Genomic DNA, 13,014 nt, shown 5'->3' with positions numbered 1-13,014 from the left:
AGTGGCTACACTCGCCACGAAATCACCCCGGCGAGGAAGGACAGGACCGTGCGTCATCACCACGCCGTCGTCGTCCCCTCGGCTCGCTACGAGGTGATCCTGGTGTCTCCGCGCACCCGGTGCCGGCCGCGCGGCTAGCACCGGCCCTTCTCACGAACGCCTGACCTCTTCCCGTTGCCGCGCAACGGTGGTTGATGCCTGCCCGCGTTCGCCGAATCGCGCCGTCGGAGTTTTCGCCAGTTCAGCCCGAAAGGCCCGCGCCATGCGCACCGTCCCGCTGTCCGCCGTCCGCAACCTGGGCATCCTCGCCCATGTCGACGCCGGCAAGACCACCCTCACCGAACGGATCCTGTACGTCACCGGCACCACCTACAAACGAGGTGAGGTCCACGACGGCACGACCGTCACCGACTTCGATTCCCAGGAGCGCGACCGTGGCATCACCATCTTCGCCGCCGCCGTCAGCTGTTCGTGGGACGGCCATCGCGTCAACCTGATCGACACGCCCGGCCACGTCGATTTCTCCGACGAGGTCGAGCGGTCGCTGCGGGTCCTCGACGGCGCGATCGCCGTGTTCGACGGCGTCGCCGGGGTCGAACCGCAGAGCGAATCGGTGTGGCGACAGGCCGATCGGCACGGCGTGCCGCGGATCGCGTTCGTCAACAAACTCGACCGCGCGGGTGCCGACCTCGACGCGGCCGTGGCGTCCATCCGCGAGCGGCTGCATCCGCGTCCGCTGGTGGTCCAGCTGCCGATCGGGGCGGAAGACGGCTTCGTGGGCGTCGTCGACCTGCTGCGGATGCGGGCACTCGTCTGGGCCGATGGCGCCGAGACCGCCGAGGAAGGACCGATTCCGGAGTCCCTTGTGGACGAAGCGAACCGGCGACGGCGCCTGCTCGACGAGGCCGTCGCGGAAGCCCATCCTGGGGCGCTGGAGGAGTTCTGCGCGTCGTCGGCGGTGTCGACGGACACGCTGGTCTCTGCGCTGCGTGAGCTCACCCGGACCGGTGACGGCGTCGTGGTCCTCTGCGGCTCGGCCTACCGCAACCGCGGGGTGGAGCCGTTGCTGGAAGCCGTGGTGGCGTACTTGCCCGCGCCGTCGGATGTTCCGCCGGTGCGAGGTGAGTACGAGGGCACGACCCAGGAACGTCCCGCCGATCCGTCTGCGCCGTTCGCGGCACTGGCGTTCAAGGTGACCTCGACCGCCACCGGGCGATTGACGTTCCTGCGGGTGTATTCGGGCACGATCCGGACTTCGGAGGCGGTGATGGACGTGGGCAGCGGCCGTAGCGAGCGCGTGGGCCGCATCCTGCGGGTCCAGGCGGACCGGCACACCAGGGTGGACAGCGCCGTCGCGGGCGACATCGTCGCGGTGGTCGGGCTCAAGACGGTCCGTCCCGGCGCGACGCTGTGCACGCCGTCGGAGCCGATCCTGCTCGAGCCGACCGTCGCGGCCGATCCGGTCGTCTCGGTCGCCGTCGAACCGCGGAAGGGCACCGACACGGAACGCTTGATGTCGGCGCTGGCACGGCTGGTCGAGGAGGATCCGTCGCTGGTCGTCCGGACCGATCGTGAGACCGGTCAGACCCTGTTGTCGGGAATGGGCGAACTGCATCTGGAGGTGGCGGTGGAGAAGATCCGCCGCGACCACGGGCTGGACGTCGGCGTCGGACGGCCTCGGGTCGCCTACCGCGAGACGGTCGCGCGCGGCGTGTCCGGTTTCGTCCACCGGCATGTCAAGCAGGACGGCGGCGCCGGGCAGTTCGCCCACGTCGTCATCGACACGGAACCACTGGAGGAAGGGGAGTTCGCGTTCGAGTCCACTGTGGTCGGTGGCCGGGTGCCGCGGGAATACGTCCGTGCCGTCGAAGCGGGTTGCCGTGACGCGCTGGCGGAAGGCCCGCTCGGCGGGCATCCGGTGACCGGGGTCCGGGTCACGCTGACGGACGGGGCGACCCACCCGAAGGACTCTTCGGAGCTGGCGTTCCGGGCTGCCGGACGATTCGCGCTCCGGGCCGCGTTGGCCGCCGGTGCGATGACGCTGCTGGAGCCGATCGCCGAAGTGACCGTCACGGTGCCCGAAAGCGCCGTCGGCGTGGTGCTCGGCGACCTCGCCGCCCGGCGTGGCCGGGTGCTGGGGTCGGTGGTGCGCGCCGGAACGACCGTGGTCACCGCGACCGTGCCGCTGGCCGAACTGTTCGGCTACGCGACGCGGCTGAGGAGCCGGACCCAGGGCCGGGGCACGTTCACCGCCCGGCCGGTCGGCCACGCTCCGGCGCCGGAGGGCCTGCCGGTCCGGTAGTTCGCGCCGGTCCGAAGCCCGACGTTGGCCCGCCCACGACACTGTGGGCGGGCCAACGCCCGAATCGCTGTCACCCGGCTATCGGGCGCCGGGCGGCAGCCGTCTTCATCCGGTCACACCGAAGGCCACGGAGGACGGCAGTTCTGCCGCGGCAGCGCGTGCGATCCGTTGGTGAACACGCCGTCCGCGATCGTGTCCTCCATGATCGAACGGTGATCGGTGGGACGGGCCCACTGGTAGCAGAGGTGCTGGGCGAAATAGCCGCCAGGCGCCTCGATGGTGTCGAAGTGGCAGACACCGTCGGTTTCGATGCAGTAGCGGATGAACGGGATGCCGCCGAAGTCGGTGCGGCCGGGCCCGAACGACACGTAGCCGCCGAACGGCGACGGTGCCCCGGTCCCCGCCGGGAGCACCGCGCTGATCCCGCGTCCCGGAGGACCGACGGGCTGCATCGGATCGGCGAAGATCTTCGCCCGGAACCGCGACTTGTCCACGGCCAGTTTCCCGTCGGCGATGTCGTTCAGCACCAGGTTCGCGACGAGGGCGCCCTGCGAGTAGCCGACGACGGTGAACTCCGCCCTGGGGTTCTCGTCGAAGGAGCTCTGGACGACACGGCGGGCCTCTTCGTGCCCGCGGGCGACGCTCTGGTCCATGGGCGTCTGGTCGCAGTTGGGTGCACCGGCGGCCCCTGCCGGGTAGTGGACCACCTTCTTGATCCCGCCCCGCAACCAGGCGTCGTTGTACACGGTCGCGGCCCCGTCACACGTGCCGCCGACGAGGATGTAGTAGCGCGCCTGGTCGGCCTGGGCCGTCGGCGCCATGACACTGATCAAGCCGGTGGCCAGTGCGGCCGCCGCCAGGACCCCCCTGAGCTTCTTCACATTCATCGTCCTTTCGTTCGACTACGGTGCGTGGTCGAACGCTAGGGACGAGTCATGAAATTTCGATGAAACACCCTTCGGACGTCAGCGGTGGGACAGGACGTTGACCACGTGCCCACTCGGATCCCGGACGAAGAACCGCCGGACACCCCACGGCTCGTCGGTCAGTTCGTGCACGATCTCGGCACCGGATGCCTTGGCGGCCGCGTACCTCGCGTCGACGTCGTCGACCTCGATGGAGGCGATCGGCACGACGGGTGCCGTCTCGTCATGGGTCATGAGGCTCAGCTGGACCTCCGGCCGCTCCGGATCGGCCAGGGTCACGATCCAGCCGTGATCCATCACCACCTCGAAGCCGAGAACCTGTACGTAGAAGGCCTTCGCTTCCGGCAGCGTCTTGGTCTCGAGGTCGGTGACCACTCTCTTGATCGACATACCCGGATACTGGCACAGGGGTCCGACGGTTTCGGGGGAGCAGGAGCGGTGTCGCCAGCATGAGCGCCCCGGCGATGCCGACCGCGGCGCGCGGGCCGGTGAACACGGCGAGCAGGCCCCACAGCGCGGTCAGGCCGGCGGTGGTGAGCTTCCCGGCGATCGACCAGGCCGACAGCGTGCGGGCCGCGCGATCGAGGGGCACCTGTTCGAGCCTGCTGGTGGCGAGCACCGGGTTGAACACACCGATACAGGTGATCAGGCACAGTTCGACGACTATGACCAGGATCAGGCCGGGAACACCGGGCTGGACGAAAACGAGCCAAACAGGCCAGCAGACCCGCAGCCACCCGAAGACGAAGAGGATCTTGCCCCGGCCGTACCGGGCGACCAACGGCCGGGAGAGCCGCGCCCCGATCAACCCGCCGAGACAGGGCACCGCGAAGGCGACCGCGTACTCCCAGGGCGCGAAGCCGAGTTGCCCGAGCATCAGCACGGCGAACAGCGGCGCGGTCGCCATGATCAGGCCGTTGACCACGATCGTGTTGACGAAGAGCGGCCGCAACAACGGATGGGCGAGGATGAATCGCCAGCCTTCCCGCAGGTCGCCGCCGGTCAACCGGGCGCCTTCCGGCTTCACGGGCGGTGGCTCCGAACCACCGACGGCACGGATCCCGAGCGCCGAAAGCAGATAGCTGACCGCGTCGGCGGCGATCGTGATCACCGGCCCGAACAGACCGACGGCGAAACCGCCGAGCGGCGGCCCGAGCACGGTGGCCGTCCAGGTGGTCGACTCGAACCGGGCGTTCGCGACCAGCAGGTCTTCGCGGGGCAGCAGGGTTTTGAGGAAAGCCCCGCTGGCGGCCAGGAACGTGATGTCGGCCGCCGCGACGACGACGGACACCGCGAGAAGCTGGCCGAAGCCGAGCAGCCCGAACGAGTACGCCACCGGGACGGTCAGCAGCGCCCCGCACCGGACGAGGTCCATCGCGATCATCACCGGCCGTTTGCGGCGGAACTCGACCCAAGGGCCGAGCGGCAGCGCGACCACCGCGCCCACGACGAGACCGGCGGCCGCCAGCAACGAGACCTCGGCGGTGCCCGCGCCGAGTACGACGATGGCGATCAGGCTGAACGCGTCGAACGCGAACCTCGTCCCGAACGCGCTCGCCGCGTATGCCGCCCACAGCCAGCCGAACCGTCGCCCCAGCGATCTCCCACCCACGCGCGAGATCAAAGCAAGGTGGAGCCCCGAAGTCGAACAACGGGTCGTTGGCGGGTCACAACCGTCGGTTGTGCGACCCGCTCAGAGGTCCCCGAGCGCGGTGATCGGCGACTCGACACAGTCCGCGACGAACCGAAGGAACCCGCCCGCGGTCCCGCCGTCGCACACCCGATGGTCGAACGCCAGGGTCAGCTCGCAGATCTTCCTCGCCACCAGCTCGCCGTCGACCACCCAAGCGCGGTCGATGATCCGGCCGATGCCGAGGATCGCCGCCTCCGGGTGATTGATGATCGCGGCGGAGCCGTCCACCCCGAACACCCCGTAGTTGTTGACCGTGAAGGTTCCGCCGGTGAGGCCCGCCGGGCCGAGCTTCCCTTCCCTGGCTTGCGTCGTCCGGTCGCCGATCGCCGCCGAAAGCTCCCTTGTGGACAGTGAGCCCGCGTCGCGGACCACCGGCACGACGAGACCTCGGTCGGTCTGCGCGGCGAAACCGAGGTTGATGTCGCGAAGCTGGACGATCTCGTCGCCTTCCACCCGAGAGTTCAGCTCAGGGAACTTCCGCAGCCCCGCGACGGCGAACCGCGCGACGAGCCCGAGAAGGCTGACCGGACGATCCGGTGCCGAGGCGTTGAGCGACTTCCGTGCGGCGACGAGTCCGGTCGCGTCGACGTCGACCCAGACCGTCGCCTCGGGGATCTGACGCCGCGAGGTCGTCAGCTTGTCGGCGACCGCCTTGCGGACGCCGGTCAGCGGGATCCGTGTCTCGCCGTCTCGCTGCTCCGGGACGGCGAGGGCCGCTTCGACGTCGGCGCGCCGGATGATGCCGCCCGGACCGCTGCCGGTCAGCTTCGTCAGGTCGATCTTGTTGTCCACAGCCATTTTGCGGACGAACGGCGAGATCACGCCCGGCGCTTTCGACGGTTTCTCCGGGGTCGCGACGACGGTGCGGGTCCGGCGGCGCCTCGTCGTGGTGGTCGTGCCGTAGCCGATGAGGACGTTGCCGCTGCCCTCGCTCGCGGTCGTCACGCCGGGTTCGGTGAACCCGGGGCCGATGGTGAGCAGGGGAGCGCCGACGGGCAGCGACTGGCCGGGTTCACCGTGGAGGCGGGTGACGACGCCGGCGAACGGCACCGGCACCTCGACGGCGGCCTTCGCGGTCTCGACCTCGACGACAGGCTGGTCGACGCCGACGGTGTCGCCTTCCGCGACGAGCCAGGTGACGATGGTGCCCTCGGTCAGGCCCTCACCGAGGTCGGGGAGCAGGAAATCAGGCACCGGCCACCACCGGTTCGTCGTTCCACTGCAGCCGGGCGACGGTGTCCAGGATCCGGTCGACGTCCGGAAGCTGATGGCGCTCCAGTTTCGGCGGCGGGTAAGGGATGTCGAGCCCGGTCACGCGCAGGACGGGCGCGTGCAGCTGATGGAAGCACTGTTCGGTGATCCGGGCGACCACCTCGGCGCCGTAGCCGCCGAACCCGGCCGCTTCGTGGACGACGACCGCGCGGCCGGTGCGGCGCACCGAGGCGGCGACGGTCTCGTCGTCGAACGGGCTCAGCGACCGGAGATCGACCACTTCGATGTCCCAGCCTTCGGCGGTCGCGGCCTCCGCGGTTTCCAACGCGGTGGCGACCATCGAGCCGTATGCGATGAGCGTGACGTCCTTGCCCTCGCGGCGCACGACCGCGCGGTCCATGGCCGCGCCTTCCCGGGTGAAGGACACGGGCTCCTTCGACCAGTATCGGCATTTCGGTTCGAGGAAGATCACCGGATCCGGCGAGTCGATCGCGTCGCGCAGGAGGTCGTAGGCGTCCTGGGGCGTGCCGGGTGTGACGACGCGCAGGCCGGGCGTGTGGGTGTAGTAGGCCTCGCTCGAATCGCAGTGGTGCTCGACGCCGCCGATGCCGCCCGCGTAGGGGATCCGGATGACCATCGGCAGCGACAAGGCGCCGCGGGTGCGGTTCCGCAGCTTCGCGACGTGCGAGGTGATCTGCTCGAACGCGGGGTAGGCGAAAGCGTCGAACTGCATTTCGACCACCGGACGGAACCCGCCCATCGCCATCCCGACCGCGAAACCGACGATGCCGGACTCGGCCAAGGGCGTGTCGAAACAGCGTTCCTCGCCGAAATCGGCGGTGATGCCGTCGGTCACCCGGAACACGCCGCCGAGCGGGCCGACGTCCTCGCCGAAGATCAGCACGCGGTCGTCGTCCTTGACCGCGTCACGCAGGGCGGCGTTGAGCGCTTGTGCCATCGAGAGCTCGGACATCAGGCCTCCAGTTCGGCCGCGACCAGCGCCCGCTGGGCGGCCAGCTGACGGGTCGGGACGGCGTACACGTGCTCGAACAGCGACAACGGATCCGGCTCGACGTCGGCGTTGAGGGTGTCGCGCACTCCGGCGGCGAACGTCTCGGCCTCGGCCCGGAATCGCTCGATGTCGTTGTCGGACAACAGGTTCTCGGTGGTCAGATAGGTCTGGAGACGGCGAACCGGGTCGGCCGCGCGCCACTTCTCGACCTCGGCCTGATCGCGGTAACGGGTCGCGTCGTCGGCGTTGGTGTGCGCGTCGATCCGGTAGGTGTGCGCCTCCACCAGTACCGGCCCGCGACCGGAACGCGCGTGCGCGACGGCGTCGTCCAGCACGGAAAGGACGGCGAGGGCGTCGTTGCCGTCGACCTGCTCGGAGCGGACGCCGTAGCCGACACCCTTGTACGCCAGCGCGGGTGCGGCGCTCTGCTTCTCGAACGGTACGGAGATCGCGAACCCGTTGTTCTGCACGAAGAACACCACCGGCGCCTTGAACACGGCGGCGAAGTTGAGTGCCTCGTGGAAGTCGCCCTCACTGGTGGCGCCGTCGCCGATGAGCGCGAACGCGACGGCGTCCTCGCCGCGGCGTTGCATCGCGTGGGCGAGCCCGGCGGCGTGGAGGGTCTGCGTCGCCAGCGGCGTGCACTGGGGAGCGACACGGGTCTTGGCGGGGTCGTAACCGCAGTGCGCGTCGCCGCGGAGCAGCGTCAGGATCTCGCCCGGTTCAAGGCCGCGGGCGACCAGCGCGACGGAGTCGCGGTAGGTGGGGAAGAGCCAGTCGGCGTCGGTGAGGGCGAGCGCGCTCGCGACCTGGCAGGCCTCCTGGCCGGCGCTGGACGGGTACACGGCGAGGCGGCCCTGCTTGGTCAGCGCGGTCGCCTGCGCGTCGAACCGGCGGCCGAGCACCATCAGCCGGTAGGCCTCGACGAGCCGTTCGGCCGGCGGCACGGTGTAGTCACCGTGCTCGTCGACGCGCGTGCCGTCCTCGGCGAGGAACCGCACCGGGATCCCGGACGGCAGCAACGCGGCGGCAGGGGTCTCCCGCGACATGGCGCAGCACCACCTTTCACAGACATATGATGCTGAGATCGTGGTTTCCGGAGTCCCAGTGTTCAAGAGGTGCGCGAAATGAGCGACAAACTGTCGGCAGAATCGGTTCAGCCGGGCCGACCGTCCGGTAGTGGCGTGGCTCACGGGCCGGATCCGGGACGAACGGTCCTTGCCCTCGACGACATCGATCGGGCCATCCTCGCCGAGCTGACCGCGGACGGCAGGCTCGCCGTCCGGGCGCTGGCGGAGCGGCTGCACATCTCGCGCACCAACGCCTACGCGAGGCTGGACAGGCTGATGTCCGAAGGCGTCATCACCGGCTTCGGCGCCCGGATCGACCCTCGGCGAGCCGGGCTCGGAACGAGCGCGTACATCCTGATCACTGTCGAGCAGACGTCGTGGCGCACGATGTCTGCCGAGCTGCGGCAAATCCCGTTCGTCGAGCATGTGTCGCTCGTCGGTGGCGACTTCGACATCCTGCTGCTGGTGCGGACACCGGACAACGCTTCGCTGCGGGACGTCGTGCTGGAACGCCTGCAGGCGCTGGACGGCGTGCGCTCGACGCGGACCTGGCTGATCTTCGAGGAACAGTCGGGCGTCGCCCCTCGTGAGTGGTGAGGACGGTTCTAACCGTCATTACCACTCACGAGGCGGTGGTGGGCAGTGGCCGGTCGTTGACCACCTGCTTCATCACGAGCGTCGAGTTCAGCCGCTGCACCCCGGGCAACGCGGACAGCACGTCGTCCTCAAGCCGCTGATACGCGGCGAGGTCGGCGGTGACGATGCGCAGCAGGTAGTCGGGGTCGCCGAAAAGCCGCTGCGCGAGCAGGACGTTCGGGATCCGCGTGACGGCGTCTTCGAAGCTCAGCAGCGTCTCGCGGTCTTCTTGCCGCATGGTGACGAACACGAGCGCCTCGAAGTTCAGCCCCAGCGCGGCGGGATCGACCACCGCCCGGTACGCGCTGATCGTGCCGTCCCGTTCGAGCGCGCGCAGCCGGCGGTGACACGGCGACGCGCTCAACTGGACCCGCTCGGCGAGTTCGGTGAGCGTCAGACGCCCCTCTTCCTGGAGGATGGCAAGAATCTTCCGGTCGACAGCGTCCATGGGGAAGATTCTTCCACGCTTGCCGCCCGAAGGGGCAGAAGTTGGAAGCACCTTCGGTCGGATCGCGAATAGCTTTTCGAACATGCCTCTCGGATCCGTTCTCGCCTTCTGGGGCGTCGCGGCATTGCTCATCGCGGTGCCCGGCGCCGACTGGGCTTTCGCGATCAGCGCTGGACTTCGTCGCCAGGTCCTGCCGGCCGCCGGCGGCATCGTTCTCGGCTACCTGGCCATGACGCTGGTGGTCGCCGCGGGACTGGGTGTCCTCGTCGCGTCGACGCCGATCGCCTTGCTCGCGCTCACTGTCGCCGGTGGGCTCTACCTGATCTGGCTCGGCTTCAAGACCGTGCGCCATCCGTCGACGCCGGGTAGCGCTCCAGGGGAAGTCGGGAGCCGGGGTGGCACGCTGCTGGAAGGGATGGCGGTCAGCGGACTGAACCCCAAGGGACTGCTGGTCTTCGTCGCGATGCTGCCGCAGTTCACCGACCCGGCCGCGCGCTGGCCGATCCCGGTCCAGCTGGCCGTGCTCGGGCTGACCTTCGTCGGCACCTGTGCGATGGTCTATCCGTGCGTCGGCGTGGGAGCACAAGCCCTGCTGCGCGCCCGCCCCGCCGTTTCCCGTGTCGTTTCCCGGATTTCCGGCGCCTCGATGATGCTGGTGGGAGCACTCCTGGTCGTCGAGCGACTGGTGGCGTGAGCCGAATGGTCCATTCCACCGGACAGGTCGCCGAACAAACCTGGCCGCACCGTTGGAAAATCTCATACCCTCCGAAGCAGGCCGAAGGGAGCTGACCTGATGCGGTGGACCTGGGTGCGTACCGCGGTGGCCTTGGTGGTCGCCGCGTCGATCGTCCAAACGAGTCAACCGGATACTGCCGAAGCGCAGGTGATCCCCGCCGCGGCCGGCCGGTCCGCCATCTACGGCGGGGGACCGTTCTATCAGGACGGTCAGGGTGTCATGGACGTCCTGCGGTCGTCGGGTTTCACCACGGTCATCCTGTGGAGCATCCATGTCCACGACAACGGCGATCTGTACTACAACGACCACCTCGTGGTGAAAGACGGCCAGTACGTCGGCGACGCGGGATGGCCGGCCCGGTTGCGGACGCTGAAGCAGGCGCCGACCTCGGTCGATCGCATCGAGGTCTCCGTCGGTGCCTGGGGCACTCCGGACTGGGAAGCCATCGACAACCTGATCACGCGCGACGGCACCGGCAGCGGCACCGTGCTCTACCGCAACTTCCTGGCGCTGAAGAACGCCACCGGCGCGGACGCGATCAACAACGACGACGAAGCGCACTACGACGTCGACTCCACCGTCACCTTCGCGCGAATGGCGAACGCGATGGGCTACCGGAACTTCACGCTCGCTCCGTACACCGCGGTGTCGTACTGGCAAGGCGTGAAGAACGGGCTCGGCGGCCTGGTCGATCGCGTGTATCTGCAGGCATACGCGGGTGGCAGCGGCAACGACCCGGCGACCTGGACGCGGTCACTCGGCATGCCGGTGGATCCGGGACTCTGGAGCAAGAACGGCTCCGGCTGCACAGCGGGGGATTCGCCCGCCCAGGTGGAGAGCAAGATGCGGGCCTGGAAGTCGTCCGCGGGGATTCCGGGCGGCTTCATGTGGCTGTACGACGACATCAAGAAGTGTTCGGCGCAAGGCACGGCTGCCGACTACGCGCGGGCGATCAACACCGCCACCACGAGCTGACGCTGTAACGCTCTCCGCGCTTCCGCCGAATACAGGCGGGTTCGATGGCGGAGGCGGAGGAATCGTGGCGCGTGTGCTGATCCTGTTCGCGGTCGGCACGAGCGTCGAACCGGACTTGACGGACCTGCCGAGCACTGAGGTGCCCACGACGGTCGAAGGCGGACCAGCGGAGAGCGGCGTGCCGCAAGGACGAGAAACAGCGCGACAAGTGGCTCCGCGAGCATCCGGGTTGGTGCCCCGCGGGCGAGACCGGAGCGGTGGCACCCTGTTGACCGACACACGCCATTCGGGTGATAACGGTTCGGCATTCGATGTATCTGCCGTACACCCCATTGACACCTTCCTGCGATCACGGCGACTGGGTGGAGGAATGCGGTGACGGTGGAGAACGCGGGTCAGGACTACCTGACGCGGCAGATCGGGGCGCTGCTCGAAGCGATTCGCGAGGAGGGGCCGGTCGGCGAGGGCAGACGCAGTTTCCGGATCGCCGGGCATCTCGCCGCGGAGGGCGGGTTCCACCTCGGCGACATCCTCGCCGCGACCGCGCAACTGCTGGCGGTCCACGCTTGGAACAACGGTTACCTCGCCGCGGCGGAGCTGCTGACGCGCCGCATGCGGGAGTTCGGCGCCGAATCGGCGGAGCTGGTGCGCTACCTCGTGCGGCTGGAGACCGGCTGCGAGCAGGGCTGGCTCCCGCACGCGGATCGCGACGAACTCATCGCCTACGCCCGGCGTGTCCAGCGCGCGGACATCGAGGAGCGCGCGCAGGCCATCGAAGCGTCGTTGCCCGGGGTCACCGATCCCGAGCGTCCTGATCGGATGACGAGTGAGTCGTGAGATGGTGCTCGGGGTCCGCGAGGATGCCGCGGATCACCGAGCCGGCGGCGCCGCGGACGGCGGCGCCCGTGCCCAGCGCCGAGCGGACGAGGCGCACCGGCGACCACGCCGTGCTGGGCACGCGGCGTTCCAGTTCGGCGAGGAGTGGCTCACGCAGCCACGGCTCCAGCCGCGCGTAGGTTCCGCCTAGCACCACCGCCGGAACGTCCATCAGGTTGACCACAGTGGACAGTCCGACGCCGAGATGTCCCGCGGCGACGGTCACCGCGGAAAGCGCGGCGGCGTCGCCGGATTCCAGGGCGGAAACCAGCTCGTCCACCGTTCCCGCGCCCGCGAGCCGCAGGATCTCTTCCTGACCGGCCATCCGTTCCAGGCAGCCGTTCGCGCCGCAGGAACACGGCGGGCCGTCGGGCGCCACGGGCAGGTGGCCGATCTCGCCGCCCGCGCCGCGGACGCCTTCGAACAGGGCGCGATCCAGCACGATGCCCGCCCCGATCCCGATCTCGCCCGACACGTGGACGAAATCCGGCAACGCCGAGCCGTGCCAGAGTTCGGCGAGCGCCGCGAAGTTCGCCTCGTTGGCGACGGTGAACGTCCCGCCGAGCCGGTCGGCGAGGTCAACGTCGCGCCAGCCCAGGTTGGGGGCGAGCCGCACGAGGCCGGATTCGACCAGGCCCGGCACCGCGATCCCGACGCCGCCGACCGGAACACCCAGCGCGTCCGCCTGCTTCCGGGCTCTACGCAGGAACGCCGACACGCGCTGGAAAACCCGCGGGGTCCGGTTGTCCGCATATCGGACTTCCTGCGCCCGGACGGCGCCGGTCAGATCGACGAGACAGGACGCCAGGTAGTCGACGCCGATCTCGATGCCGAGTCCGTGCGGGCCGGTGGGGGAGAGCGAAACGACGGTGCCACGCCGCCCGGGGCCGACGCGTTGCTCCGGTTCGCCTTCGGCCACGAGATCCGCCGCGATCAACCGGTCGACCACGCTCGACACGGTCGCCTTCGTGAGTCCGGTGGCGGCCGCCAGGCCCGCCCGGGACGTGCCGGGACCGTCCGCGATCGCCCCGAGGACGAGCGCGGCGTTGTGCTGCCGCACGGTGTGCTGTCCCGCCGGGCGCGTGCCGATCATCGCGCGATTGTATTCGTTCGATGCCTGAACGAAAG

Annotated in this window: 12 protein-coding genes and 1 pseudogene; 5 read left to right on the top strand and 8 right to left on the bottom strand. The window is 69.4% G+C overall.

What is annotated here, in order from left to right; translation table 11 throughout:
* The first annotated feature begins 262 nt into the window (after window positions 1–262).
* Window positions 263–2,302 carry an elongation factor G gene (gene fusA, locus AB8M46_RS20925; RefSeq protein WP_394361258.1) on the top strand — a complete coding sequence of 680 codons (2,040 nt, stop codon included), beginning with the start codon at window positions 263–265 and terminating at the stop codon, window positions 2,300–2,302.
* A 113-nt stretch (window positions 2,303–2,415) separates the two neighbouring features.
* Here fusA and AB8M46_RS20920 read toward each other — a convergent pair whose 3' ends face one another.
* From AB8M46_RS20920 to pdhA, 6 genes and pseudogenes are all read right to left on the bottom strand, one after another.
* Complete coding sequence (locus AB8M46_RS20920; protein ID WP_394361257.1) at window positions 2,416–3,189, bottom strand: PE-PPE domain-containing protein; 774 nt, start codon at window positions 3,187–3,189, stop codon at window positions 2,416–2,418.
* A gap of 78 nt (window positions 3,190–3,267) precedes the next feature.
* Window positions 3,268–3,543 (bottom strand): annotated as a pseudogene (locus AB8M46_RS20915) (VOC family protein); the annotation flags it as partial.
* A complete protein-coding gene (locus AB8M46_RS20910) occupies window positions 3,452–4,840 on the bottom strand; it encodes an MFS transporter (RefSeq protein ID WP_394361256.1) in 1,389 nt (462 codons plus the stop codon). The gene AB8M46_RS20910 and the pseudogene AB8M46_RS20915, both read right to left, overlap by 92 nt.
* Before the next feature lie 81 nt (window positions 4,841–4,921).
* A complete protein-coding gene (locus tag AB8M46_RS20905) occupies window positions 4,922–6,115 on the bottom strand; it encodes a dihydrolipoamide acetyltransferase family protein (protein ID WP_125733821.1) in 1,194 nt (397 codons plus the stop codon).
* Window positions 6,108–7,106 (bottom strand): alpha-ketoacid dehydrogenase subunit beta, encoded by a 999-nt coding sequence (locus AB8M46_RS20900; protein WP_394361255.1) that lies wholly within the window; start codon window positions 7,104–7,106, stop codon window positions 6,108–6,110. The genes AB8M46_RS20905 and AB8M46_RS20900 overlap by 8 nt, the downstream gene beginning before the upstream one ends.
* On the bottom strand, window positions 7,106–8,194 hold the full coding sequence (gene pdhA / locus AB8M46_RS20895) for a pyruvate dehydrogenase (acetyl-transferring) E1 component subunit alpha (protein WP_394361254.1): 1,089 nt from the start codon (window positions 8,192–8,194) through the stop codon (window positions 7,106–7,108). Before pdhA ends, AB8M46_RS20900 begins: the two co-directional genes overlap by 1 nt.
* 78 nt (window positions 8,195–8,272) lie before the next feature.
* Here pdhA and AB8M46_RS20890 point away from each other — a divergent pair, with 78 nt between their 5' ends.
* Window positions 8,273–8,812, top strand: coding sequence for an Lrp/AsnC family transcriptional regulator (locus AB8M46_RS20890; protein ID WP_394361253.1), 540 nt, complete (start codon window positions 8,273–8,275; stop codon window positions 8,810–8,812).
* A 25-nt stretch (window positions 8,813–8,837) separates the two neighbouring features.
* On the opposite strand, the gene AB8M46_RS20885 is transcribed toward AB8M46_RS20890, so the two are convergent.
* Window positions 8,838–9,299 (bottom strand): Lrp/AsnC family transcriptional regulator, encoded by a 462-nt coding sequence (locus tag AB8M46_RS20885; protein WP_038513131.1) that lies wholly within the window; start codon window positions 9,297–9,299, stop codon window positions 8,838–8,840.
* Between the two features lie 82 nt (window positions 9,300–9,381).
* On the opposite strand from AB8M46_RS20885, the gene AB8M46_RS20880 reads away from it, so the two are divergent.
* The 3 genes from AB8M46_RS20880 (at window position 9,382) to AB8M46_RS20870 (ending at window position 11,847) form a co-directional block, all read left to right on the top strand.
* Window positions 9,382–9,993 carry a LysE family translocator gene (locus AB8M46_RS20880; protein WP_125733823.1) on the top strand — a complete coding sequence of 204 codons (612 nt, stop codon included), beginning with the start codon at window positions 9,382–9,384 and terminating at the stop codon, window positions 9,991–9,993.
* Window positions 9,994–10,092: 99 nt separating this feature from the next.
* Entirely contained in the window at window positions 10,093–11,010 is a 918-nt protein-coding gene (locus AB8M46_RS20875; protein WP_394361252.1) for a lysyl endopeptidase, read from the top strand.
* A 375-nt stretch (window positions 11,011–11,385) separates the two neighbouring features.
* Window positions 11,386–11,847: a hypothetical protein gene (locus AB8M46_RS20870; RefSeq protein ID WP_394361251.1), complete on the top strand. Its 462-nt coding sequence runs from the start codon at window positions 11,386–11,388 to the stop codon at window positions 11,845–11,847.
* Here AB8M46_RS20870 and AB8M46_RS20865 read toward each other — a convergent pair.
* A complete protein-coding gene (locus tag AB8M46_RS20865; RefSeq protein ID WP_394361250.1) occupies window positions 11,804–12,979 on the bottom strand; it encodes an ROK family protein in 1,176 nt (391 codons plus the stop codon). The genes AB8M46_RS20870 and AB8M46_RS20865 overlap by 44 nt on opposite strands.
* Between the last annotated feature and the right edge of the window lie 35 nt (window positions 12,980–13,014).

Origin of the sequence: Amycolatopsis sp. SB7-3, assembly GCF_041021335.1 — a bacterium.
GTDB lineage: Bacteria > Actinomycetota > Actinomycetes > Mycobacteriales > Pseudonocardiaceae > Amycolatopsis > Amycolatopsis japonica.
This window is presented reverse-complemented; position numbering and strand designations above follow the sequence as displayed.